This is a genomic window from Chitinibacter sp. GC72, from assembly GCF_009760905.1.
Lineage (GTDB): Bacteria > Pseudomonadota > Gammaproteobacteria > Burkholderiales > Chitinibacteraceae > Chitinibacter.
The window spans coordinates 146,450-172,761 of sequence record NZ_VIRW01000002.1; the positions used below are offsets into that span (position 1 = coordinate 146,450).

The 26,312-nt window shown below is 53.3% G+C and carries 20 protein-coding genes; 4 read left to right on the top strand and 16 right to left on the bottom strand.

Annotated elements, in window-relative coordinates; translation table 11 throughout:
• Positions 1 to 24 precede the first annotated feature (24 nt).
• The 7 genes from FLS37_RS02350 to FLS37_RS02380 form a co-directional block, all read right to left on the bottom strand.
• Entirely contained in the window at positions 25 to 1,716 is a 1,692-nt protein-coding gene (locus FLS37_RS02350; protein WP_157314317.1) for a response regulator, read from the bottom strand.
• A gap of 63 nt (positions 1,717 to 1,779) precedes the next feature.
• The gene (locus FLS37_RS02355; RefSeq protein WP_157314318.1) at positions 1,780 to 3,933 is read right to left on the bottom strand and encodes a UvrD-helicase domain-containing protein; all 2,154 of its coding nucleotides are present in this window, start codon (positions 3,931 to 3,933) and stop codon (positions 1,780 to 1,782) included.
• Positions 3,934 to 4,157: 224 nt separating this feature from the next.
• Positions 4,158 to 4,475 (bottom strand): H-NS family nucleoid-associated regulatory protein, encoded by a 318-nt coding sequence (locus FLS37_RS02360; RefSeq protein ID WP_157314319.1) that lies wholly within the window; start codon positions 4,473 to 4,475, stop codon positions 4,158 to 4,160.
• 92 nt (positions 4,476 to 4,567) lie between these two features.
• On the bottom strand, positions 4,568 to 5,899 hold the full coding sequence (locus tag FLS37_RS02365; RefSeq protein ID WP_157314320.1) for a TolC family outer membrane protein: 1,332 nt from the start codon (positions 5,897 to 5,899) through the stop codon (positions 4,568 to 4,570).
• A 225-nt stretch (positions 5,900 to 6,124) separates the two neighbouring features.
• Positions 6,125 to 9,211 carry an efflux RND transporter permease subunit gene (locus tag FLS37_RS02370; RefSeq protein WP_157314321.1) on the bottom strand — a complete coding sequence of 1,029 codons (3,087 nt, stop codon included), beginning with the start codon at positions 9,209 to 9,211 and terminating at the stop codon, positions 6,125 to 6,127.
• Positions 9,204 to 10,304 carry an efflux RND transporter periplasmic adaptor subunit gene (locus tag FLS37_RS02375; RefSeq protein ID WP_157314322.1) on the bottom strand — a complete coding sequence of 367 codons (1,101 nt, stop codon included), beginning with the start codon at positions 10,302 to 10,304 and terminating at the stop codon, positions 9,204 to 9,206. The genes FLS37_RS02370 and FLS37_RS02375 overlap by 8 nt, the downstream gene beginning before the upstream one ends.
• Positions 10,305 to 10,306: 2 nt before the next feature.
• Positions 10,307 to 10,939, bottom strand: a complete 633-nt coding sequence (locus FLS37_RS02380; protein ID WP_157314323.1) for a TetR/AcrR family transcriptional regulator — start codon at positions 10,937 to 10,939, stop codon at positions 10,307 to 10,309.
• Positions 10,940 to 11,124: 185 nt separating this feature from the next.
• Here FLS37_RS02380 and argB point away from each other — a divergent pair, with 185 nt between their 5' ends.
• The 3 genes from argB to FLS37_RS02395 all read left to right on the top strand — a co-directional run bounded on the left by argB (position 11,125) and on the right by FLS37_RS02395 (position 13,364).
• Positions 11,125 to 12,003, top strand: coding sequence for an acetylglutamate kinase (gene argB, locus FLS37_RS02385; protein WP_157314324.1), 879 nt, complete (start codon positions 11,125 to 11,127; stop codon positions 12,001 to 12,003).
• A 223-nt stretch (positions 12,004 to 12,226) separates the two neighbouring features.
• Positions 12,227 to 12,673, top strand: a complete 447-nt coding sequence (locus FLS37_RS02390) for a CBS domain-containing protein (protein WP_157314325.1) — start codon at positions 12,227 to 12,229, stop codon at positions 12,671 to 12,673.
• 58 nt (positions 12,674 to 12,731) lie between these two features.
• Positions 12,732 to 13,364 carry a pyrimidine 5'-nucleotidase gene (locus FLS37_RS02395; RefSeq protein ID WP_157314326.1) on the top strand — a complete coding sequence of 211 codons (633 nt, stop codon included), beginning with the start codon at positions 12,732 to 12,734 and terminating at the stop codon, positions 13,362 to 13,364.
• A gap of 87 nt (positions 13,365 to 13,451) precedes the next feature.
• On the opposite strand, the gene FLS37_RS02400 is transcribed toward FLS37_RS02395, so the two are convergent.
• The 8 genes from FLS37_RS02400 to ttcA form a co-directional block, all read right to left on the bottom strand.
• Positions 13,452 to 14,507 carry a porin gene (locus FLS37_RS02400; protein ID WP_157314327.1) on the bottom strand — a complete coding sequence of 352 codons (1,056 nt, stop codon included), beginning with the start codon at positions 14,505 to 14,507 and terminating at the stop codon, positions 13,452 to 13,454.
• A 224-nt stretch (positions 14,508 to 14,731) separates the two neighbouring features.
• The gene (locus tag FLS37_RS02405) at positions 14,732 to 16,624 is read right to left on the bottom strand and encodes a potassium transporter Kup (RefSeq protein WP_157314328.1); all 1,893 of its coding nucleotides are present in this window, start codon (positions 16,622 to 16,624) and stop codon (positions 14,732 to 14,734) included.
• 107 nt (positions 16,625 to 16,731) lie between these two features.
• On the bottom strand, positions 16,732 to 17,331 hold the full coding sequence (gene ampD, locus FLS37_RS02410; protein WP_157314329.1) for a 1,6-anhydro-N-acetylmuramyl-L-alanine amidase AmpD: 600 nt from the start codon (positions 17,329 to 17,331) through the stop codon (positions 16,732 to 16,734).
• A gap of 55 nt (positions 17,332 to 17,386) precedes the next feature.
• Entirely contained in the window at positions 17,387 to 18,763 is a 1,377-nt protein-coding gene (locus FLS37_RS02415; protein ID WP_157314330.1) for a sigma-54 dependent transcriptional regulator, read from the bottom strand.
• Positions 18,747 to 20,330 (bottom strand): PAS domain-containing sensor histidine kinase, encoded by a 1,584-nt coding sequence (locus FLS37_RS02420; RefSeq protein WP_157314331.1) that lies wholly within the window; start codon positions 20,328 to 20,330, stop codon positions 18,747 to 18,749. The genes FLS37_RS02415 and FLS37_RS02420 overlap by 17 nt, the downstream gene beginning before the upstream one ends.
• A gap of 123 nt (positions 20,331 to 20,453) precedes the next feature.
• A complete protein-coding gene (locus FLS37_RS02425; protein WP_157314332.1) occupies positions 20,454 to 20,957 on the bottom strand; it encodes an RNA pyrophosphohydrolase in 504 nt (167 codons plus the stop codon).
• Positions 20,958 to 21,088: 131 nt separating this feature from the next.
• Positions 21,089 to 21,877, bottom strand: a complete 789-nt coding sequence (locus FLS37_RS02430) for a fused MFS/spermidine synthase (protein ID WP_157314333.1) — start codon at positions 21,875 to 21,877, stop codon at positions 21,089 to 21,091.
• Entirely contained in the window at positions 21,877 to 22,842 is a 966-nt protein-coding gene (ttcA, locus tag FLS37_RS02435; RefSeq protein WP_157314334.1) for a tRNA 2-thiocytidine(32) synthetase TtcA, read from the bottom strand. Before ttcA ends, FLS37_RS02430 begins: the two co-directional genes overlap by 1 nt.
• 285 nt (positions 22,843 to 23,127) lie before the next feature.
• Here ttcA and FLS37_RS02440 point away from each other — a divergent pair, with 285 nt between their 5' ends.
• On the top strand, positions 23,128 to 25,233 hold the full coding sequence (locus tag FLS37_RS02440; RefSeq protein ID WP_157314335.1) for an Ig-like domain-containing protein: 2,106 nt from the start codon (positions 23,128 to 23,130) through the stop codon (positions 25,231 to 25,233).
• A 143-nt stretch (positions 25,234 to 25,376) separates the two neighbouring features.
• On the opposite strand, the gene FLS37_RS02445 is transcribed toward FLS37_RS02440, so the two are convergent.
• Positions 25,377 to 26,225 carry an FAD-dependent oxidoreductase gene (locus FLS37_RS02445; RefSeq protein ID WP_157314336.1) on the bottom strand — a complete coding sequence of 283 codons (849 nt, stop codon included), beginning with the start codon at positions 26,223 to 26,225 and terminating at the stop codon, positions 25,377 to 25,379.
• Between the last annotated feature and the right edge of the window lie 87 nt (positions 26,226 to 26,312).

The window sequence follows — 26,312 nt, forward strand, 5'->3', positions numbered from 1 at the left end:
GAAGAAGGCGGTGAAGCCGGAAAATCAGGCTTTCACCCCGAAACGCCGCTGGGTTTTGCGGTAGATTTCGGCCATCTGCAAGGCCTTGCCATTGGCCGGGTCAATGCTGTTGACCTTGGCCAGTAACTCGTGGGCACGCTGCATATAGCTGGCGTGCCAGCCGTTCTGATTCACATAAGCGAGCAAGGCATTGATCGTATTGAGCAAGACCTGCAGATTGGACGGCATGTCTTTGGCGGCCTGCAAAAAGCGCTCGGCGGCGGCGTGCAGATCGCCGCTTTTGGCCAGCCGCACGGCTTCATTATTCATTTCAACAATGTCGGCGGCGGTGGTTTCAATCAGCGAGAGCGCTTCTTCCTCGCGGCCCTGTTCCTTGTAGATGCGCGTCACGCGGGCAGCCAGCTGTGGATCATCATGGCGATTTTTCAGCACTTGCCGCGTCAGCTGCAGCGCTTCGTCATGGCGATTTTGCGCCAAGCAACTTTTGGCCAGCGCCAGGCCCAGCGCGGCACCGGGCGCTTCGGCGATGGCTTTAACCCCTTGCAAGACCGCGTCCAGCTGCTGGCGCGCCTTGGCTTTGTCGCCCATTTTCAACGTGATGTCGATGTCCAGCACGTCGGCCATGATTTTGTCGTTGCTACTGCGAAAATCCTTGCGCAAATGCTCGGTGGTTTTGCGCGCTGCGGCTACATCGCCGCGCGAGAGCTGCACCTCGGTGAGCTGGCTGTAATCGCTCACCTGCGGCCAGAAAGAAAACCGCGCCAGCCGCACGGTTTCGGCCAGCGATTGCTCGGCCAGCGGCAAATCGCCAGCGATCATGGCCACTTCGCCCAGCTCGCGCATCCGGTTGACCACAAAGGGAGATTTTTCCACCGCACGGCTTAGCGTGAGCTTGGCCGCGTTGATCTGGTGCTGCGCCTGCTGCGTGCGCGCCAGCCAGTCGTAGGCTTCCAGCACCAGTTCGTGCTCGTTCATCACCTGCTGGAAAATCAGCTGCGCTTCGTCGTATTCGCGCAAATGAAACTGCGCCTTGCCCAGCGCCATTTTGGCCCAGGCCAGATCGGCTTTGGCCAGCAGGCCACGGCACATATCGCGCGTTCCGGCCCAATCGGCCACCCGCAGCATCAGGTGGATTTTCATCCGCATAAAATCAAGCGCGTCGTCACCGCCTTGCTCGATTTCAAAATTGCATAACGAAATAGCGCGCAGAAAATCATGCGCAATGCTGGCGTCGTCAATCGGTTTGAAACGCTGCTTTTTGCGCAGCGCGCGCACAATGCGCTCGTACAATGTCTCGCCAGTAAAAGGCTTGAGCACAATCGCATCCGGTGCCAGCTCGGCTGCGCCGATGACTTTGGTAGATTGGCGCTCACCAGTGAGCATGATAAATACGCAGCTGGCTTTGAGCAGGGCGTGGCGGCGCGCTTCTTCAAACAGGTACAAACCATCAAAGCCGGTGCCCAGATCATAAGCACACAGCACAATGTCGTAGGCGGTACGGCGCAGCATGGCAATGGCCTCGGCGCTGCGATTGGCGTACACCACCGATTGCGCGCCAAACTGGTTCAGCGTCATGCCCATGGTCGCACGCATTTCGGCAACATGCTCGATCACCAATATTTTGAATTGCGACAGATCGTTCACATTGATGGTCGGCTCGGGAGTGTCTACCGGAGCACGATCAACAAAGGAATAGGCACGCACTTTTGAAGCCATTAAATACCCCAGCTATGTAATTGCTTGCAGAAATTATCCACATTACCCTGCAGAGCAATACCCCTAGATAACTGTCAGCTTGGCATAGGCCACCGCCAGCCATTTGCTGCCATGCTGGGCGAAATTGACCTGCACATTGCCGCTGGCGCCGCCCTCGTGGTCGGTCACCACGCCGCGACCGAATTTGTGATGTTCGACCTTGGTACCGATGCTCAAGCCATGTTCGGGCGTTGATTTGGCCACTTTCTGCGCCGGAGCCGCGTAGGCTGTTCCTGCACTATAGCTGCCCGCAGAGCTGTAACCACTGGGCGCGTAACCACGATTCAGAAATTTAAGCAGCGGCTGCGGGATTTCTTCCAGAAAGCGGCTGGCCACGCCATAACGCGTCTGGCCATGCAGCATGCGGCTTTGCGCCAAAGTCAGATACAGCCGTTCGCGCGCGCGCGTGATCGCCACATACATCAGGCGGCGCTCTTCCTCCAGCCCTTGCGCGTCGCCAATGCTATTGTCGTGCGGGAATAAACCTTCTTCGAGACCGGTCAGAAATACCGCTTTAAATTCCAGCCCTTTGGCGGCGTGCACCGTCATCAATTGCAAGGCTTCTTCGTGTACCCCGGCCTGATGGTCACCGGCTTCTAGGCTGGCGTGCGACAGAAAAGCAATCAGCGGATTCTGATCTTCTTCAACACTAAACGTCGCGGCGGCATTGATCAGCTCTTCCAAATTGGCGACACGTTCTTCACCATCTTTTTCATTTTTATAATGCTCAAGCAGGCCGGACAGATCGAGCATCATATCGACGATTTCCATCATCGGCAGACCATCGGCCTGATTGCGCATCGCTTCAATCATATGCACAAATTTGCCAATCGACGCCGCGCTGCGCCCACCCACTCCGCAGGCGGCTTGCCATAAAGTCGAGCCTTCAAGCCGGGCTTTTTCCTGAATACTTTCGATTGAGCGCGCCCCAATCCCACGGGTCGGGAAATTAATCACGCGCAGCAAGGCATTATCATCGGACGGATTGGCAATTAAGCGCAAATAAGCCAGCGCGTGTTTGATTTCCTGCCGCTCGAAAAAGCGCAGGCCGCCATAAACACGGTAAGGCACGGCGGCAGAAAACAGTGCGTGTTCAATAATCCGCGATTGCGCATTGCTGCGATACAAAATGGCCACGTCGGACGCTGCCATGCCTTCGCGAATCAGTGTTTGCGCTTCTTCAACGATAAAGTTGGCTTCTTCAAAATCGGAAGCACCTTCAAACACGCGGATGGGTTCGCCACTGCTCGCATCGGTCCAGAGCTGCTTGCCTAATCGCTGCGTATTATTGGCAATCACTGCATTGGCCGCGTCCAGAATATTGCCGTGACTGCGGTAATTCTGCTCGAGCCGGATCACATGCTTGACGGCGTAATCGCGCTGAAAATCCTGCATGTTGCCGACATTAGCACCACGGAAGGCATAGATGGACTGGTCATCATCGCCAACAGCAAAAATCGCGCCGGAATCACCGGCAAGTAATTTGAGCCAGGCGTATTGCAAGCGGTTGGTGTCCTGAAATTCATCAACCAGAATATGCACAAAACGCTGCTGGTAATGCGCCCGAATGGCCGCGTTATGGCTTAGTAATTCGTAGCAGCGCAGCAGCAATTCGGAAAAATCGGCCACACCTTCGCGATTGCACTGTTTTTCATATTCTTCGTAGGCAATGCGCAAATGCCGCGAATAATCATCCCACGCGTCCACATCCCCGGCACGGCGGCCATTTTCCTTGTGGCCATTAATATATTGCTGCACCGTACGCGGCGGGTATTTGTCATCGTCCAGATTGAGCAATTTCAATACCCGCTTAATCGCCGCCAATTGCTCCTGCGTATCCAGAATGGCAAAAGCCTCTGGCAAACCGGCATCACGATGATGCAAACGCAACATTCGATTACATAAACCATGAAAAGTACCCACCCATAATCCGCGCGGATTTAATGGCAACATACTGGTAATGCGGGATAGCATTTCTTTGGCTGATTTGTTAGTAAACGTCACCGCCATTAAACCGGAGGGGCTACAGGCACCGGTTGATAATAACCAGGCAATTCGCGTCGTTAATACCCGGGTTTTACCACTACCGGCTCCCGCCAGGATCAGCGCATGCGTGGCCGGCAATTGCACTGCGGCAGCTTGTTCGGGATTGAGTTTTTCGGTTAATGGATGTGACATGGGATTTTCTACGGTTTAAGCCTTGAGCTGCTTATATTAACGCTTAAAACAAAACAGGGCAGCCTAAGCTGCCCTGTTTTTCAATTCAAGCCATTATTTCAACGAACTATCGCGTAGCGAGAGCGCCAAGTACAAGGCAAAAATTGGTGAAACCCGGAATGTACGTTTAGTACATGAGGATTTTGAATCAATTTTTAACGCAGTAATTGACGCTCGTAGCAGCGTTAGATGCGGATGCTGTCCAGTGTTGCGCCATTGGCCAGTGCATCATGCACCCACTGTGGCTTGCGGCCACGCCCAGTCCAGGTTTGGCTAGCGTCGCTTGGATTTGCATATTGCGCTTTAACCGGCTTTTTCGCGCTTTTTTTGCCTGAAGCCATTTCGCCGAGCAATTCGGCAACTGTAAAGCCGCTAGCTGCTGCTGCGCTTTGCAATTGGCTCAGAATACGTGCTTTTTCCTGCTCTTTACGGCGAACCAGTTCAACGTCAACTTGTGCGCGCAGTTCAACCAATTGCTGGTAATCGAGGTTAGATAAATCCATTGCATAACTCCTAGATAGGCGGTGTTTTGACTTATACCCAGCGATTATGGGGCGGCCTTTTAAATAATTCAAGGATTAATGTTTCTATTAACTTATTTAAGCAGCCATTCATTCACGGCGATTAAGTCTTTTTCTGCCAATTCACCTGCCGATGCGGCCAGCAGTAATCGCGCATACAGGTAGGTGTAACGGGCGACGATCAAATCATAACGGGTTGCATAATATTTCTGTTCGGCATTCAGGACGTCAATTGTTGTTCTTACGCCCACTTCGCGGCCCAATTTGCTGGATGCCAGCAAGCTTTCACTCGATTTTAAAACCTGCTGCAAGGCGCGGATTTGTGCAGCCCCCGCATTAACGCCTAGAAAAGCCTGTTTGGTCGCCTGCTCGACATCGCGGCGGGTCGCTTCTACTGTATCGCTTTGCTGGGCTTTTTTGGCCGCAGCTTCGCGCAATTTGGAAGAGCGATCGCCACCGGTATAGATCGGAATGGATAATTGCAATTTGATTGCACCCGATGAAGTCTGATCGGTGGAGCCAGAACGGGATAATCCGCTACCTGTCCAGTCATTGCCATAACTGGCCACCAGATCGAGCGTCGGCGCACTCACAGCTTTGTATTTATCAATTTCACGGCTGGCAATATCCAGCGCCAATTGCTGGCCGGCATTGCTCAGGCTGCTGTTTTGCGCTTTTTGCAACCAGCTGGCCAAATCGTTGGGAATCGGTGATTGCGGCTGCAAACGATCACCGATGGTGGCCAATTGGCTGTCATTTAAACCCGTGAGCAGACTAAAAGCGCTACTTTTTACTGCCAGATCATTTTGCGCCACAATTTCTGCCGCCAGAATACTGTCGTAACTTGCTTGTGCTTCGTCGGTATCGGTAATCGTGGCAACGCCCACTTCAAATGACTTTTTTGCAAAAGCCAATTGCTCACCAACTGCCTGTTTTTGTGCCTGCACCAGCTGCACTTTTTCCTGCGCGGCCAATAATTCGAAATAGGTTTTTGCTACCCGCAGAATTAAATCCTGCTCGGCTTGGCGATATTGCACATTGGCCAGATCGGTTTGTTTTTTTAACTGATCTGCGGCAGCAAATGCTTCGGCGCGATAAATCGGCTGCGCGGCAGAGAGTGAATAGCCGTAGGTTTGACCATTGGCCGATGTGTCAGTTAATGGCCCGCGTCCCGGAGTGTAATCGGTTTGCGAATAAGCGGTATTACCGCTCAGGGTAATTTTGGGTAATAACAAGGCTTGCCCTTGAGTGGCTTTTTCCTGCCCGGCGATCTGGGCATTTCTGGCCGCAGAAATTTGCGCATCAAATGTCGCAGCAGCCTGCCAGGCTTGCAGCAAATCAGTCGCCCAGACGCCCTGACTCAGGCTCAATAAACTCAATGCGATTAGACTCGATTTCAATTTCATGATTTGTTTACCTATTTTAATTGCCGTGATCTGCTTTCTGGCAAGGCGAGCAATTAGTAACCGTACAAAAGTTTTCCAGCAAGGCCCTGAGTCGCAGGCAGTACAAATAGTACGGCAAGACGAAAGTAACGCAGCTGGAAAGCTTTTGGCTTAGCACTGAGCAGCCATCTACTTCAACGCGGCCACGCGGTATTGCGTTGACCGCGCCAAATACCGTCTTGTCGGTCAAGCCGGTTTCAAACGGAACCACGCTGCATACAAAGCGGGCAAAAACAGCAGCGTTAAAACAGTGGCAACAAACAGCCCGCCCATAATCGCGATTGCCATTGGCCCCCAGAAGGTATCGCGCGTCAGCGGAATCATCGCCAGAATCGCCGCCAAGGCGGTCAGCATAATCGGCCGGAAACGTCGCACTGCCGAATCAATCACAGCATTCCACGGTGCCGACCCCGCGGCAATATCCTGCTCAATCTGATCCATTAAAATCACCGAATTACGCATAATCATGCCTGACAAGGCAATCACGCCCAGCGTTGCCACAAAGCCAAACGGCGCTTGAAACAGCAGCAGTGCCAGCGTCACGCCGATCATGCCCAGTGGCGCGGTTAGCAAAACCATCAACATACGCTGAATACTTTGCAATTGCAGCATGAGCAAGGTCATCACCACAATCAGCATCAGGGGCATTACAGCAGCAATTGAATCCTGACTGATTTTAGAGGCCTCCAGCGTACCACCGGCTTCAATGTGATAGCCCAATGGCAATTTGGCTTCGATTTCCTTCATCTTGGGCAACAGCGCCATCGACACATCGGGCGCTTGTGCGCCGCTCACGTCGGCACGCACGGTGAGCGCCGGTACGCGATTACGTCGCCAGATGATGCTTTCCTCGTTTTCAATCGATAGCTTGGCGATTTGCGCCAGCGGCACACTACGGCCGGTGGGGAGCGCAATCGGTAGATTTTCGAGAAAATCGAGTTGCGTGCGCTCGCCGTCTTCCAGTCGGCTCACCACGTCAATCAGCAAATTATCTTCGCGCAATTGCGTGGCTGTGACGCCCGATACGGCCATTTGCAAGGTTTGCGAGAGCTGCTGGCTGGTTAAGCCCAATTGGCGCAATTTATCCTGATCGATATTGAGACGCACCACTTTGACCTTTTCGCCCCAATCGGTATGCACCTGGCGCAGATTCGGGTGCGCGCGCATTTCAGTCGCTACCAGCTCGGCAACCTCTTTCAGTTTCTTCTGGTCTTCTCCAATAATACGGAACTGTACCGGATAACCAACCGGCGGGCCGTTCTCCAGCCGCGTCACCCGCCCGCGTACACTGGCAAAATCATTGGCAAACAGGGTTTTGATGCGTTTGAGCACGTCTTCGCGTACATGCTCGTCCTTGGTCATGACCGTGAGCTGGCCAAAGTTCAAATTCGGCATTTGCTCATCGAGCGGCATGTAGTAGCGCGGCGAACCGACGCCGATATAGCTGCTGACCGATACCACATCGGGGTCTTTCAGCATAATCGCTTCGATCTTTTTCACCTCGCGCTCGGTGGCATCAAACGACGCGGTGTAAGGCAGCCATAAATCGACCATCAGTTCAGGGCGGCTGGAGGCCGGGAAAAACTGCTTGGGCACCACCAGCGCAAACAACACCACCGACGCGGCAAACGCGCCCGCCGTCATTGCAATCGTGGTTTTGCGATAGGTAATGCACCACGTTACCGCACGACGAAAGCCGGTATAAAACTTCCCGCGATGGGGATTAAATTCATCGGCATCGTGCGAGCCATGCGGCTTGAGGTTTTCCGACAATAAGTGGTATCCCATATACGGCGTGAATAACACCGCAACCACCCACGACAAAATCAGCGCCAAGCCAACCACGGCAAAAATTGAGAAGGTATATTCACCGGCATTAGATTTAGCAAGGCCTACAGGCAGAAACCCCGCCGCAGTAATCAAAGTCCCGGTCAGCATTGGAAACGCGGTCGACGTATAGGCGAAGGTTGCGGCGCTAAATTTATCCCAGCCTTCTTCAAGCTTGAGTGCCATCATCTCAACCGCAATAATCGCGTCATCGACCAAGAGCCCGAGCGCAATCACCAGCGCACCGAGTGAGATGCGCTGCAATTCCAGGTTGAATACTTTCATAAACAGGAAAGTCAGCGCCAGCACCAGCGGAATCGACAGCGCAACGACAATGCCGGTGCGCCAGCCCAGCGACAAAAAGCTCACCGCCAGCACAATCACCACCGCTTCGAGCAACGACTTCATAAAGATATGCACGGCGTTTTTGACCACTGCCGGCTGATCAGAGACCGCATGAAACTCAATGCCCACCGGTAGAGCGCTGCGCATTTGATTGAGCGTAGCGTCAATCTGCTTGCCCATTTCGAGCACATTGCCGCCCTGCTTCATTGAAATGCCCAGACCAATTGCGTCCTGACTCACCTGGCCTTGCAAGGCAAAGCGCATTTTGGTGGTGGCCGGATTGATATTGGCGCGGAATACTTGCGCCACATCACCAACGCGGAAGGTGCGATCATTGATGGTCACTGGCGTGTTTTTGATCGTTTCAATCGCATCAAAGCCACCAGAAACACGCAGGAACACGCGCTCGTCCTGCCCTTCCACCACGCCAGCCGGGCTCACCGTATTGGTTGCGGCCAGCACCTGATTGATCTGGAATGGCGTAACGCCTATCGTGGCCAGCTTGGCGCTGCTGTATTGCACGTAGATTTTTTCATCCTGCGTACCAATCAGCGTAACCTTGTTGATGTCCTTGATGCGCAGCAGCTCGGTGCGCACGCCTTCGACGTATTTTTTCAGCTCGGCGGCAGTGAAGCCATCGGCAGTAAAGGCGTACAGGCTGCCGTAGGTTTCGCCGAACTCATCATTAAAAAACGGCCCGGCCACGCCTTGCGGCAATTTGCCTTTGGCGTCGTTAATCCGTTTGCGCACCTGATACCACGCGTCATTGACCTCTTTGGCGCGCACATGCTCGTACAACATAATGGTGATCAGCGATTCACCGGCGCGCGAATAGCTCTTGGTGTAATCGATGTAGCCTATGCCCTGCACGGCTTCTTCGAGCTTGTCGGTGACCTGCTGCTCGACCTCGGACGCCGACGCACCCGGCCAGAACGCGCGCACCACCATGGCTTTGAAAGTAAATTCGGGGTCTTCCTTTTGCCCCAGCTGGGTATAGGCCAGAATGCCAGCCAGCGAGAGCACCGCCATCAGATACAGCACCAGCGACTGATGCTTCAGCGCCCACGCCGATAAATTGAATGCTTCGCTGCGCTTAGTCATGGCTGGCTCCTGCGAGCACACGCACTGGCTGGCCTTCGCGCAGCAAATTGGCTCCGGCGGTCACCACCACCTGCCCCGGCTGCACGCCGCTGACTTTCACTGTATGTCCGGCTACCCCAACCACATTCACCGGCTGGCTTTTCACTAAGCCCTGCCCGGATTTGATATTGCTGACCAGCCAGACGCGCTGCGCCTGATCCTTGCCAAACAGCGCAGGCAACGGCAAAGAATATCCGGCAGGTATATCGCCAGAAGCCTTCTGATGAAAGACCTGCAGCGTCATACCCATCTTGATATTATTGGAGGCAGGCAATGTCACCTTGACCCGGTAAGTGCGCGTCAGGCTGTCGGCAGCAGGCGCCACCTCGCGAATCGTGCCTTCAAACTCGGCTTGCTCACCAGCCCACAATGACACTTTGACTTTCTGCCCCTCCCGCCACGCCTTAACCTTGCTTTCGGGTACATCAATCACCGCTTCGCGCTCGCCATCTTTAGCCAGCTGCAACACCGGCTGACCTGCCGCCACCACCGAGCCGGGCTCGGCCAGCGTGGCAATCACCACACCCGACACATCGGCCACCAGCACGGCGTAATTACTCTGGTTCTGTGCCAGCTGCGCCTGCGATCTGGCTTGCTCGTGCTGCTGCCTTGCCGCGGTCAGCAGTGTAAATCGTTTATCGACTTCAGCCTGGCTAATGAATTTTTGTGCCAGTAATTCCTTGCCGCGCTGAAAATCGAGTTCAGCCTGCGCCAGCTGCGCCTTGGCCGATTCAAACTGCGCACGGGCGGCATCCGCCGACAGACGCACATCACCCGGATCAAGGCTGGCCAGGGTTTGCCCCTTGCTGATCACATCGCCAACGCTCACCGGGCGGCTACTGAGTTTGCCACCGATACGGAAACCCATCGGCACAGTATGTCTGGCACGCACTTCGCCGCTATACACCTCACCGATAGGTTGATCATTGATCGCGCCCACCGTCATGGTGCGTACCGGCCGGATATCGGCCACTGGCTCGGCCGGTTTGTGGCAAGCCGCTAAACCCAGCGCCAGAAGCGCGCTGATCATCACTGCATTTTGAATCCGTGCCATGTTTAATTATCCCGCAACAAAAGTCCGTTTAATAAAATATCCAGCGTGGTATCAAGGTAGCGTCCCGGCTCGATCGGCTCGGGAGCGCAGCGACAGACCGAGTGCTGCCACAACATGGCCATCACAATCGGCGCAGACAGAATGTGCAATGCGTAATCAATATCTTTAATGACAAACTCGCCACGCCGCACACCCAGCTCGAGCACCCGGCGGATGAGTGCATCGCCAGGCACAATGAATTCATCGTGATAAAGCTTGAGTACATCGGGAAAATTGCCTGCCTCGGCAATCATCAACTTGGGCAGCGCCGACAGCTGGGTCGCGCCCATCACTTCCCACCAGGTAAAAAACACCTGCCGCAACAAATCACGCGCGCTGCCCTGCCATAAATCGACCATTTCACCCGCCAGCGGCAATTTGGGCAGCAGCAGTTCACGAATCACCGCCTTGAAAATCTCTTCCTTATTGGCAAAGTACAAATAAGGCGTGCCACGCGTGACACCGGCAGCGCGGGCAATGTCTTCGATTTTGGTCGCCGCATAGCCTTTCTCGACAAACAGCGCCAAGGCCGCCAGCAGGATTTCTTCCGGGCGGGCTTCTTTGCGGCGGGTCCAGCGTTTGATAGGGCAATTCATAATGCCGCCAAATAAATAAATGAACGTTCATTTATTATCAAACCAAAGGCATGACAACGTCAATCCCAAATTTAGCGTACCCAGCAGCACAGAAAATGGCCGCTACAGGCATTGAAGTGGCAGATATTTCACAGGCAGATGCGGTACAATCGCCGCACAAATCAACCTGCCCGCCGGAGCCAGCCATGAGCGATATTACCGCCCAAACCAAAGCCGAAATCCTGTCTGAAGCGCTGCCGTATATTCAGCGTTTTTTTGATAAAACCATCGTGATCAAATACGGCGGCAACGCAATGATCGACGAAGAATTAAAAGACGGCTTTGCCTCGGATGTGGTGCTACTCAAACTGGTGGGGATGAATCCGGTCGTCGTACACGGCGGCGGTCCGCAAATTAATGATTTGCTCGACCGGATCGGCAAAAAAGGCGAATTTATCCAGGGCATGCGCGTGACCGATGCGGAGACGATGGACGTCGTTGAGATGGTACTCGGCGGCCATGTGAACAAAGAAATCGTTTCGCTGATTAACAAACACGGCGGCAAGGCGGTGGGTTTAACCGGGCAAGACAGCCACTTCATCCGCGCGCGCAAAATGATGCTCAAGGATGATTCGGGCGACGAAACCGTCGATATCGGTCAGGTGGGCGAGATTGAAAAAATCGACCCGGCGATTGTGATGCATCTGGATGCCGCCGACTTTATTCCGGTCATCGCACCGATTGGCGTTGATGCCAGCGGTGAAAGCCTTAATATCAATGCCGACCTCGTCGCGGGCAAGCTGGCCGAAGTATTGAAAGCTGAAAAACTGATTCTGATGACCAATACACCGGGCGTGCTGGACAAAGAAGGCACGCTGCTGACCAAACTAACCGCGCGCCGTATTGATGAATTGTTTGCTGATGGCACAATTTCGGGTGGCATGTTGCCCAAAATCGGCTCGGCACTCGATGCGGCCAAATCAGGCGTCAATTCGGTCCACATCATCGATGGCCGCGTCAAACACGCTCTGCTGCTTGAAGTGCTGACCGAGCAAGGCGTCGGCACGATGATTCGTGCCAAATAAGTGCTAAACCAAAAATTCTCACGCATCGTTACTTCGCCTTGCCGTACTACTTGTACTGTCTTCGTCTCAGTGCCTTGCGTGAAAAATTTTGTCCACCTATTTAATCTCTGAGCCCAACAAATCAGTGTATTAAGAAAAAAGGGGTCGCCAGCGCGGCCCTTTTTCTTGCCTATTGCCTCAAGCCAACTACATTGGTAATACCCTACCAGCCGGGAGTCCACCAATGAAAACAGCACGCCAATTACTGGGTGACAAAGCCGAACAGCGCATTATCTCCGTTTCCCCCAATTCAACGGTTTATCAAGCCTTACAGATTATGGCGGATCACAATATCGGCGCCATTCTGGTGATGGATGGAGAAACCCTGACTGGCATTTTTTCCGAGCGTGATTACGCCCGCAAAGTAGTATTGATGGGGAAAACTTCTGCAGGTACACCGATCTCTGAAATCATGACGCACAAATTGCTATGCGTGCCGCCCAATGCTTCGGTTGATGATTGTCTGGGCTTGATGACCGAAAAACGCATTCGCCACCTGCCAGTGATGGATGGTGAAAAAGTCGTCGGGATCTTGTCGATTGGCGATCTGGTCAGAGAGAAAATTGCCGATCAGGAATTCACGATCGATCAGATGGCGCATTATATTTACGATCAGCGTATTTCCCACTAGCAAGTGACGCTCAGGCAAATCAGCTACAATAGGCCGGACAATGTTTCCGGCCTTTTTCATGCCCAGAACCTGGATTTTTGACCTCGACAATACGCTACACCATGCCGACCGACACGCCTTCCCGGTCATTGATGCGGCAATGACGCAATGGCTAACAACCCAGCTAGCCATCAGTCCGGCGCAAGCCAACCAGCTCAGGCTTAATTACTGGCAACGCTACGGCGCCACACTGCTGGGCTTGCGCAAGCATCACAAGCACCTGAACCCGCACCATTTTCTGTCTGCCTGCCATCCATTACCGACGCTGCGACAAGAACTGCACCCGATGCCTCGCCTAAAATCCACACTGGCCAGGCTGGCCGGAAAAAAATACCTGTTCACCAATGGCCCTTTGTCTTATGCCGAGATGATGCTTGATACCCTGGGCATAACCGATCATTTTGCAGGTATTGCGGCAATTGATACCGTGAAATTGCAACCCAAACCGCATCTGGCAGCGTTTCGCCAGATGCTGCGGCAATTTGCACTCTCGGCCACTGAATGCGTGATGGTAGAGGACAGCATCGACAATCTGGTCAGCGCAAAAAAACTGGGCATGAGCACGGTCTGGTTGCGAGCACACCACCATCAGCACCCGGCTGCCGATTATTGCATCCGGCACTTGCATCAGTTACTACACTGCCAGAGCTGAAGCAAAAAAAACCGCAGAAACTCGTCATGAGTTCTGCGGTTTTTTTTTTACTGCAGGGCAGACCATCGCGGCATGGCCATTCAGGCCTTAAAACACGGTTTTCATACCGACCATGACACGTGAAGTATCCTGACCGGCTTTGCCGCTGTAATCAAAGGCATTATCACCCGCACCGATGGCCGAATTGGCATCGTTCTGCACGTAGCGGCCTTCAATAAACGCGATATTGTTCTGGTTCAGTGAATAGTTATAGCGGGCAGCATAGGCTTGTGCACCGCTATCACTGTGTTTGCTACCGTTGACGCTCACATCATCCAGATTGGCGTAGCTCAGGTAAACAGCATGCTGATTCTGCTTATAGCTCGCTTGTGCCAACCACTGCCCCTGCTTCACTTCGGCACCCGGATTGAAAACATGGTGTTTATAACCGGCAGTCAAACCGAACCCGTTCTGGAATTCATAACGGGCACCGGTGTAATAGGTTTCGCTATTGAAGGTATTGGTCGCTGTTGTGCCTGCGATTTCGATATCGTCGGTCACACCACGGCGTTTCTGATACGTACCGTCCAGTTGCAAGCCTGCCAGCTTGTATTGAGCGGCCACATCATACGTTTTGCCCGAGCCCTTACCATCGTCGCTGTAGTCTTTGAAACCGAAGGCTGCACCAACTTTAAAGCCCGCCATGGCAGGAGAATCATAACGGACAATATTATTGATCCACGAGCCTTGGCCAACGCCGTAGTCAGCCGCCAACCAGGACAGACCGGTATCGGTAAACAACTGATCCTGTGCTTCGTAGCTCGGAGTCTGCATCCGGCCCAGACGTGCCGTGCCGTAATCGCCCTGCAAACCCAGATAAGCATCTTTCAGCGAAACCCAGTCGTTGAATTTGCTGCCGCCATCGCTGTTATTGATACCACCCGACACACGCCACACCACGCTGCCCGGAATCGTGCCGATATTGGTTTTGCCATCGAGCGCAACAGTGCCGTCGATATACACGCCATCCTTGTCATCCGAGCCACGATCATCAAGCTTCACACCGCCAGTCAGATCGCCGGAAATAGTCATTTCAGCCTGGGCAAAACCCGCAGCCAAGGCCAAAGACAGAACAAGCAGCGACGATTTGATTTTATATTGCATGATTACTACCTCCACTAACACCTAAAAATGGCCCGGGGTTTCATTCCCAAGCAGATGTCGTGCAGTGTATGTGGAAGCCTGCCCGTATTCGTGGCACAAAATCACAGGATTGGGCGGCAGTATTTCACAACAGGGATTGGCAAATTGCGCTAACAACAGCCGAAAAAAAACGCAGCTCGCGGGCAAGCGAACTGCGTTTTTCAAGGGCAATCAATACCTAAAGATCAAAGTTCGACCTGCATCCCCATCTCGACCACCCGGTTGGGTGGAATCTTAAAGAAGTTGGTCACACGGGTTGCATTGCGGCTCATCAGGCTGAACAGACGGCGGCGCCACCAGCTCATTGACGGGTATTTGGCTTCGACTATCGTCTCACGCGACAGGAAGAACGAGGTATTCATATCGTCAAACTGCAATTCGGGCTGCAGCTGGCTAACCTGCTGCAAGACCTGAGGCACGCTAGGCTCTTCCTTAAAGCCAAAAGTGGCAATCACCTGATAAAAACTCTCGCCCAAACGGCGGACCACCACGCGTTCTCGACTGGGCACAAAGGGAATATCGTCGGTTTGCAGCGTCAGGAAAACCACCTGCTCGTGCAGCACCTTATTGTGCTTCAGATTATGCAGCAAGGCATGCGGCACAGAATCCGAGCTGGCAGTCATGAAAATCGACAAGCCTTCAACGCGCTGTGGCGGGCTCGATTCCAGGCTTTCCACAAAACCCGCCAGCGGCATTTCACCTTCGCGCAATTTGCTCGCCAACAACTCGCGCCCCCGTTTCCAGGTCATCATCAGCGTAAAAGCCACCAGACCCAGCGCGAGCGGGAACCAGCCACCTTCGTGCAATTTCAGAATATTGGCCGAGAAAAATGCCAGATCAATCACTAGCAAGAACGCCAATAGCGACCAGTACGCGGCTTTTTTGCGGCCTTTGAAATAATGCCCGGCGACCACAAAGGCGAGCAAAGTGGTCATCACCATGGTGCACGTCACAGCAAAGCCGTAGGCCGCCGCCAGATTGCTAGAAGTGCGGAAAGCCAGAATCAGGATAATCACCGACAGCAGCAAGAACCAGTTCACGCCCGGAATATAGATCTGCCCCATTTCACGCTCGGAGGTGTGCTGAATATCCATGCGCGGGCAAAAGCCCAGCTGGATGGCCTGATTGGTCACCGAAAACGCGCCGGAAATCACCGCCTGCGACGCAATCACCGTCGCCATCGTCGACAAGATCACCAGCGGCAGATGCGCCCAGCTCGGAGCCAGAAAATAGAATGGGTTTTTAATCGCCTCCGGCGTGGTGATCAGCAAGGCACCCTGACCAAAGTAATTGAGCAGCAAGGCGGGCAAAACCAGTACAAACCAGGCGTAACGGATCGCCGGACGGCCAAAATGCCCCATATCGGCATACAAGGCCTCAACCCCGGTCAGACACAACACCACCGCGCCCAGCAGCACAAAACTCACCCACGGGTGGGCAAAGAAAAACTCGATGGCGTACAGGGGGTTGACCGACGCAAGCACCTGCGGTGCCTTGATGATATTCATAATCCCCAGCCCGGCCAGCACCACAAACCAGGTCACCATAATCGGGCCAAACAGCTTGCCAACCACCGCCGTACCGCGCGATTGCATGGCAAACAAGGCCACCATAATGGCAATCGCCAGCGGCAGGATATACGGCTCCAGCGTATGCGAGACCAGACTGATCCCCTCCAGTGCGGAGAGCACCGAAATGGCCGGAGTAATAATGCTCTCACCGGAAAACAGCGCTGCACCAAAAATGCCCAGCACCGCCAGTTTGAAAGCCTTGTTCCGGTTATCGGTCGCGCTGCGCAAGGCCAGCGCCATCAGCGCCAGAATCCCGCCTTCACCGCGATTATCGGCCTGCAAAATCACCGCCACATATTTGAGCGAAACAACCAGCATCAGCCCCCAGAAAATCAGCGACAAAATACCCATCACATTGAAAGGATTCAGGTCTAGCTGGACATGCCCGTTGAAGCACTCTTTGAGCGTGTAAAGCGGGCTGGTGCCGATATCGCCATAAACGACCCCGATCGCTCCAACCACCAGGCCAGCGATTTTTTTGGGGTCCTGCGTTTGCTCGGTAGTCATGATGTGTCTTTCGTCCAAAGCGGGAAGCGGATTATATGCCCGCGTTCAGGGCAAATGCATGATTTCAGCGCCTGCGTTGCGGCAATGCACCAAAAAAATCCGCCTTATCAAACCGCGCCAGTTTGACGTAATTTGCCCAGCGCAGCAGGCAGGCAAGCCCAGTCAAAAAACGGCCCGGGGTCGGTTTTGCGCACCGGCGCAATCTCCGAATGCCCCACCAGATGCTGCAAGGGATAGCGCGCGGCCAGTGCTAGCAGTAAAGACTGCAATACCCTATACTGTATTGCCTCGAAAGGCACGAAGTCAGAGCCTTCCAGCTCAATACCAATCGAGAAATCATTGCAGCGCTCCCGACCTTGCCAGCTGGATACGCCTGCGTGCCAGGCGCGCTGCTGGCACGAGACAAACTGCAGCAGCTCGCCATCACGCCGGATCAGAAAATGCGCCGAAACCCGCAGCGCCGACAATTCGGCGTAACACGCGTGCGCAGCCGGATTCAGGCTATTGGTAAACAACCGTTCAATATCGCTGCCGCCAAATTCGCGGCTACCAGCAGGCTGAGGTGGCAGATGGATATTGTGGATCACCACCATATCCACGGCCATCTCAGGCGCGCGTTCATCGCAATTGGGGCTGGGTACGCGCCGTGCGGCGTCGCACCAGCCGGCATCGTCAATCAGGCAGGGCAAGGCTGGAGAATCGCTCACAGGGGTATACCTCTACAGGCCATATTGGATTTAACACACAGGGCAATACCCATGATTAATCCTCTCCTTCCTGACAAATACCGAGCCGATCAAGTCGATAGCGCATGCTGCGAAAGGTAATCCCCAGCAATTTGGCCGCCTGGGTGCGGTTGAAGTTGGTTTTATCCAGCGCAGCCAGAATCGCGGCTTTTTCCACGCGATCCAGATAATCCTGCAAGGGATAAGTGTCCCCCAGATTCGCCGCCTGCGCTTCGGCCTTATCGGCGGTGGTGTGCTGGATATGCAGGTCTTCAGCATAAATATGCATGCCATCGGAGAGCGCCAAGGCGCGTTCCAGCAGATTTTCCAGCTCGCGGACATTGCCGGGAAAATCATAACGGCGCAATGCAACCAGTGCATCGGGCTGCAGCACGGGCGCATCCATATTGTGGCGCTGCGCGATTTTTTTGAGCACTGCTTGCGCAATCAGCAAGACATCTTCGCCCATTTCGCGCAGCGGCGGCATTTTCAGCTCGATCACATTAAGCCGGTAATACAAATCTTGCCTGAATTTACCCGCCTCGACGCAACGGCTCAGATTCTGATGCGTGGCCGAGATAATCCGCACATCGACGTCCACTTCGGCCACACCGCCCACCTGCCGCACTTTGCGCTCCTGAATCACGCGCAGCAATTTCACCTGCATCGCCAGCGGCAAATCGGCCACTTCGTCCAGAAACAGCGTTCCACCATGTGCAGCTTGGAAAAAACCATCGCGGTCTTCGTTGGCACCGGTAAACGCACCTTTGCGATAGCCGAAAAACTCGCTTTCCATCAGGGTTTCGGGAATCGCGCCGCAGTTGACCGCGATAAAAGGCTTATCAAAGCGCGCCGATTTGGCATGAATCAGCCGAGCGGCTCGCTCTTTACCCGAGCCCGATTCACCGGTGATATAAACCGGCGCCAGATTGCGCGCCAGTTTGTCGACCAGCGCCAGCACATGCAACAGCGCGGGCGAGCTACCAAGCAAAGGACTGTCTGCCGGTACGGTCTGGCTGGCAGGCTCGGGCGCATCGAGTTTGAGCGCCGAGCGCACCAGCGTGCGCAATTGCTCCAGCGACACCGGCTTGGCCAGATAATCAAACGCCCCAGCTTTGAGCGCGGCAATGGCGTTATTGGTGCTGCCATAGGCAGTTAGAATGGCAATCGGCACATCCAACTTGCGCGCATGAATATGCTGCACCAGCTCCAGCCCTTCACCATCGGCCATCCGCATATCGGACAGACACAGATCAAAACGCTGGCTATCGAGCAGGGTTCTGGCCACAGCGACGCCATTGGCCTTGACCACGTCCAGCCCCATTTTCAACAAGGTCAGCTCAAGCAAGTCGGCCAGATCGGCTTCATCGTCCACCACCAGCACACGCGGCAATACTCTAGATTTTTTGGCCATCGGTATATCCAAATACGATGCGGAAACAGGTGCCACCGGCTGGCGGCGACATATATTCAAGCAGGGCGCCATTGGCAGCGCAGATTTCACGAGCAATATACAGGCCCAGCCCGGTACCCTTGCTTTCAGTAGTAAAGAATGGCTCAAACAGCTGGCTGAGCGCATCGGCTGGCACCGGCGGGCCATCATTAAGCACATCGAGCACCCAGAATTCATCCTGCCGGCTGACGATCATTTGCAAACTGCCCACTTGCTGGGAACAATAACGCCAGCCATTGCGTGCCAGATTCCACAAGACCTGCTGCAGATGGCCAGAATCAAAACGGATCATCACCTGCGCATCACACTCGATCATCACCGGAATGCCGGTTTTTTCCTGCAGTACAAATTGCTCGTTGAACGTGGCCAACCACTCGGCCAGCCGGATGTCATGCCGCTTGACCCGGTCACGCCGGTTCAACTCAAGCACCTCTTTAACCATGCGCTCCAGACGCTGGCTATTGTCGGTGATAATCCGTGTCAGTTTTTGCAGATAGGGGCTATCTGCCGAGTCTTCCTGCAATAACTCGGCGGCGTGGCTGATGGCACCTAGCGGATTACGGATTTCATGCGCCAGATTGGCCGTCAGCCGCCCCAGTGCTGCCAGCTTGAGTTGCTGCGCTTCACGGCGCAGACGTGCCATATCTTCCAGATAAATCAGCACATTCCCGTTGATATCGTGACTCAAGGGCACAAAACGGGCCCGCAGGGTGTTGCGACCGTCGGCCAGTGTAACCAGCTCGGTTTTCATGTCCTGCAGACTGCGCCAGCGAGCCAGCGAAGCAGCTAGCTCGGGGACATCGGCAGCCAGTGGCGAACCCAGAGCCGGGCGCAAACCAGTCAGACGTGCGGCCTGCTCGTTGTACTGACGGATCAGATTGTGCTCGTCAATGACAAAAACACCGTCCGAGACATCCTGCAAAATCCGCTCGTTCAGCTGTGCCAGATTGGCCAGATCGACGCTGCGCTGCTCGGCCAGCACCCGGTTTTCTTCGGCATAACGCGACAGGCGAAACGCCAGCCAAGCCACGGCAAAGCTGGCAATCGACAGCAAGGCACTCGACATCGGGTTGATTTCATCAACATCGCCAGTCAAGTAAGACCAGCCCAATTGCAAAAGCAAGGCAATCGTGGCAACCGAGGCATGAAACAGGCTCATCCGCCCACGGGCAATCAGGCCTGCCGCCGCCAGATAGGGCAAGAGCAAAATCCCCAGGCCGCTTTTGATACCGCCGCCCAGATGCATCAGGCTGACAATCATCAGCACATCAATCGTCACCTGTGCCGAGAGCTGGCTGTCAAAAGCCGGCCAGCGTTTGGCAATACCCCAGGTAAACAGCATGGCAAAGAGCGTATACGAGCCCAGAATGGCGGCCACCACCAGCAATTCGGACGACAGTGCCAGCGGGCTGCGGGTGAGCATGAAAATGCCAACCATCAGGCCAATAATGGTCAGCAGACGGAAAACATTGAAAAACGCCAACGAGCGCCAAAGCGCATCACTGATACTGCGGCTGTGTTGTGTCATCGCTTTAAGCAGAAAGGAAAAAGTTTAACCCTGTCGCGCCGGGCGTGACAGGGTGGCCTTGAGTCAATATTTTTTGCTAATTACTAACAGATAAAAAAACGGGCGGCCAAGGCCACCCGTGTGTCAATTTCCACCCAACAGCGGCGGATCCTGAGTCTGGCCAATATAGCGCGCCAGCTCACCCAATGCTGCTTCATAAACACCGCGTTTGAATTCGATCACCGCATCCAGCGGTGACCAGTATTCATTCCAGCGCCATGCATCAAATTCAGGATGCGTTGTCTTGCGCAAACACACATCGGAATCACGCCCGATGAGCCGCAACAAGAACCAGATCTGCTTTTGACCTTTATAGGTACCACGCCATTCGCGGCGCACCCAGTTGGTCGGCACATCATACTTCACCCAGTCCCGCGTCCGACCGACGATTTCAACATGCTCCGGCAATAGGCCAACTTCTTCGGCCAACTCGCGGAACATGGCTTGCTCAGGGGTTTCGCCCTGCTTGATACCACCCTGCGGGAACTGCCATGAGTGCTCTCGCACCCGTTTGCCCCAAAACACCTGGTTTTGGCGGTTGACAATGATGATGCCGACGTTTGGCCGATAGCCGTCACGGTCGAGCATAAAACTACCTATGTTAAATTTCGTTGATTACCTTAATTTTTTCACATCCGAGCGCTCTTGCAAACCATTATCTGCGCGCTGTGAGGCGAATGATGCCAGCGCCCAAACCTCGGCGGCAGCAACATCATTAATTAGATAAACAAACGCCGATCATTATGCGGATTCATTTTGGCCAGATCGCTGACAAATTCGCCAAATTCCAAGCCATATTTTTCTTCCAGTTTCCTGGCTTTCTCGGTCAAACGTTCCCACTGCGGGCTGTTCTGGCCGCGCATAAAGGCAAATGCAATCACATTGCCTTTCTGCCGCGCCGGCAGGCACAGCAGTCGTCCGTCAAAGACCTCGGCAATTTGTGCGCAATATTGATCAAACTTGCGGTCGATACTCCACAAATTCACCGCCAGCACGCCGGTGTCGGTCAGCTTGTTTTTGCAGGCTTGGAAAAAGTCGGCATTCGCCAGTGGCGCAGCAATCCCGGTGGACGAATACGCATCCATCATGATCATATCGACCGATTCGTCTTCCATGCCGTACACATGCGCAGCACCGTCAGCAGTCAGCACTGACAAACGTTCATCGTCTTCTGGCAGATAGAACATGCTGCGTGCGACATTGACCACCTGCTGATGCAGCTCGACGCAGGTGAGCTTGGTTTCCGGCAGATATTCGTGCACCCATTTGGCAATCGAGCCGCCCCCCAGACCAATCAGCAGCATGTCGCGCGGCGGATCAAGAAACAGCAGGCTGCCAAACACGCAGCGCGAGTAGGCCAATAGCAATTCATTTGGCGCGTTAATTTTCATCGCGCTTTGCGTATCGTCTTGGCCGAAATGCAGCTTGCGAATGCCGCCCTCTTCCGACACATCGATGATGATGTCATCGTCGCTGGACTTGGAAAATCGTTTAGAACGAAACAGCATTAATCCTCACTCCCACAGCCGCCATCCAATGCACCATCAGCAGGCTTGGTCGCAAAAATTGAAATCCGGCTTGGGTCTTTAAATTCTTCCTTATCAAACGCCTTATCTCCGTCAGCGCGCGGCGTGCCGTCGGCTTTGGCGTTTACAAAGTCATAAATGCTTGGGTCGTTCAAATGCGATGGCACAACATTGCACGTCGCCGAGAACATCGTTTCCAAGCGGCCCGGAAAGCGTTTATCCCAATCACGCAACATGTCGCCCACCACTTGGCGCTGCAAATTCGGCTGCGAGCCGCACAAATTGCACGGAATAATCGGGAATTCTTTGGCGATCGCGTATTTTTCGATGTCTTTTTCTTTGCAGTAAGCCAGCGGGCGAATCACCATATGCTTGCCGTCATCCGACACCAATTTCGGTGGCATACCTTTGAGTTTGCCGCCGTAGAACATATTCAAAAACAGCGTTGCCAGAATATCGTCGCGATGGTGGCCCAGCGCGATTTTGGTTGCGCCCAACTCATCAGCTACGCGGTACAAAATGCCACGGCGTAGGCGTGAGCACAGGCTACAGGTGGTTTTGCCCGGCTCGATCACGCGCGTCACAATCGAATACGTATCTTCTTCAACGATGCGGTATTCAACGCCGATTTTGCTCAGATATTCAGGCAAAACATGCTCAGGAAAACCCGGTTGTTTCTGGTCGAGATTGACTGCGACAATCGAAAAATTAATCGGGGCCGATTTTTGCAGGCTCAGCAAAATATCGAGCATCGTGTAGCTGTCTTTGCCGCCGGACAGGCAAACCATAATCCGGTCACCCTCTTCGATCATATTGAAATGATTGATCGCATCACCCACATTGTGGCGCAGACGCTTGGCAAGTTTGTTGAAATTGTATTGCTGTTTTTTCTCAGCGTCAGCTTGCCGCGCTTGCTCGGCGTCGGCAGAAATCAGGGTATCGGTCATAAAATGAGCACGGGGCAGCCCAAAGAGGCAGCCCCGTGATAGATGATTGAATTGGCAACGATTTTACCCTAAAAATCGAAATCACAACTTAATTTAAGAGCACTAACCTTGACTCCGCACGAACAAGAACAGGTATTTTGTGTGACTTTACAGTCAATCTAAGCAAATTTTTATAGTCACAAATTTAAACAGGTTTCAGAATACGCTTAAATAATTAATATAGCCCTAATTTGCATGTGAGGCTTCTGCTTCAGATCATGAAACCAAACACCGAAGGTGATACTAATGCATAAAATTGTAAGCCATTTACCGTACCGTCAAACCATGATCCGCGCAGTGATTATTGGGGCATTAGGTGCAACACTGACCGCCTGCGGTGGAGGTGGGGGCACTAGCCTTACACTACCTGGCGAAGAGCCCAAGCCTCAGGTTACCCCAGCCCCAATTCCTGCCGAGGGTCGAGTCACTCTCACTCCTACCCAAGCGACTTTGGCTTTAGGTGAACAGATTCAAGTCACTGCCTTGGTAGTTGACGCCAACAACAAACCAGTCAGCGGTGCGATCGTAAAATTCACAACAGATGAAAAACTGGGTTTACTAAGCCCAAATTCAGGCTTGACCGGCGCTGATGGCAAAGTAGTCACCACACTCAGTGTGGCCAGCATTTCCGCCAGTGGTAATGTTGGGGAGCTGTCTGTTGAAGCCAGCTACAAAGATGCAAATGGAGCCAGCAAGTCTGTCAAGAACTCCATTCCTTACCAGATTGGTGCATCAACATTAAAAATTGATAGCATTAGTACTGGCGCAGCGAGTATTAGTGCCAATGCCAATACCAGCATTGACGTGATTGCCAGCGTTAATGGCAAACCGATTGCGGGCGAAGTGGTCAACTTCTCGTCACAGTGTGCACAGTCAGGCAAAGCCAAAATTGATGCAACAGCAGTGACCAACTCCAATGGCAAAGCAACAGCTTCGTTTACCGACCAGGGATGCGGGCAGAAAGACACCGTAACTGCGACATTGTCCAATGGCAAATTTGCAACAACCACGTTTGATATTGCGCCTCCGGCAGCAACATCACTGCAATTTTCAACAATTTCACCTGCCGACGGTGTTATCACCCTCAAAGGCTATGGCAGTGCGACACGGCCAGAAACAGCGCAAGTCTCATTCAAACTGGTTGATGCAACGGGCGCTGCGATTGCCGGACAACCGGTTACTTTCTCGCTTGATGTCACTGTAGGCGGTGTAGTATTGCAGAATGCAGTCGGCGGCATCGTGACAGCAACAACGGATGCAAATGGGGTTGCTACAGCAACTGTACTTGCGGGCAATCAGCCAACACCAGTAAGGGTTACGGCAAAGGCAGGTAGCTTAGTCAGCACATCGGGCAAGCTGGCCATCAGCTCAGGCTTCCCTGATCAGGATTCGATTTCATTCTCAGCCGACAAATACAATATTAATGGCTGGAGCCATGATGGAGCCAAAGCATCAATTACGATGCGCTTTGCCGATCACTTTAATAACCCTATTCCAGACGGAACCGCAATCAACTTTATTACTGATGGTGGCCGAATCGGTAGTGGTACTCAGGGTAGCTGCTCGACCAAAGACAGCCAATGCACAATCGAATTAAGTTCGCAGGAGCCACGCCCGCGCCAAGGCACTATAAATGCGCATAATGGTCGTGTGCACGTGCTTGCATATGCGGTGGGTGAAGAAAGCTATGTAGACAAGAATAGCAATATCGTTGCCGACCAAGATAATGAACTGGTTGATATTAATGGTGTCTCCAGCGATATTGGCGAAGCATTTATCGACGTTAATGAAAATGCTGTATTCAATCAGGGCATTGACCAGCTGGTCGACTTTAATGGCAACAACACCTATGACGCTCCAGACGGCAAATTTAATGGCACACTCTGCGCCCCCGGTTTTGCAAAATGCTCAAACCAGAAAACACTGAATGTATTCCGCCAAGCGACATTTATTTTTTCAAGTGACAATCCAATACGACCAGCAATTAACAAAACATTAAGTGGTGTTTGTAATACCACCGACAGTTTGACTGCTTACATTCCAGACATCAATACGAACATTTTGCCTGCCGGGACTACGATTGCACTGGCGACCACTGATGGCGATGGTAAAGTTACTTTTGGTAGTATCCATACCGTTCCTTCAGCAGCGCCTGACACCGGTTCAAGAATCGATGGGCTTACACTATTTGATTTCAACTTCAAATACGGTTCCATTTCCGATGAAGGCAAACCAAGCTGCAAATCGGGAACAATGACGATTACCGTAACGCCACCAGATCATGGCGGTGGTGCACGGGCTCCGATTGTTTACGGCTACACTTACACCGTAACTACACCGACAACCCCATAAAGCTCATTGCAATAGGCTTAAAACAAAAACCGTCACGTTGATCGTGGCGGTTTTTTTTATGGTTGAGACCTATTTTCTGAGTTATCGGGCTAAACCAGAAAATTATTAGGCTTCCGGCCTTTAGCCAGAAATTTCGCGATTTGTCAGCCCAGCTCAAAATCCAGCTGCTTGGCCAGATGGGCGGCCTGGCCTTGGGTGAGCAGGACACTGGGAAATGGGGCGTTTGTCATGTCGCCAATAAGATGTACTCCTTCGCGCAGGCCTGAATCGGGCAAGCTCAGGAGCGGGAAGTTGGTCAGAATATTGGATGGTGCGTAGCCGTAGTAAACACAGGCATAGTCGTATTGCTGTTGATTGAGCAGGACTTTTTCACCTTGTTGCAACAGCTCGATCTGTGGGCTCTGCGTAAAGACCTGAATGCTTGTTGCTGGTAATTGCTGCAAAAAGGCCGACGATGCGCGCAATTGATTGCGTGCATACAGGTCTACCCGGCAATTTCGCTGATGCAAGAACAAGGCGTGCTCCAACGCATTATCACCGCCACCCAACACGGCCACGCATGACGCTGGCTCGATAGCATTAAAACGGGCGAGCCCAGGCCCAACAATGATGCGTTCGGCCGCCTTGAATGGTGAATACGGGCTGGCACCGCAAGCAAACACGAGCTTCTTCGCACGGATTTGCTGGCCGGAACTTAAACCACAATCAAAACCATCAGCCAGCGTGATGCTCTGTACTTGCTGCGCCAAATAACAATATTGCTGATCGATGGCCGCTTTCATCTGCGCCAGATACTGCGCGCCGGTAATCCGGGGCAAGGCCGGGATCCATTTCAAAGGATATTCGCTGTGCTTTAAAGCCCCGCCCAGCTCGCTCTCTTGCTCGACAATACGCCAGGAACGCCCCAGCCCGGTCAGCCATTGCGCCAGCGTAATTCCGCCGACACCACCACCGACAATCAGTACATCTATTTCTTGTATTTCTTGCGACATACACAGCTACTCACGATTTTGATCTGGTCATCGATCATCAAAGGGCCTTGCAGCACGGGAAAAAACCGCTTAGGTGCTCATGCTACA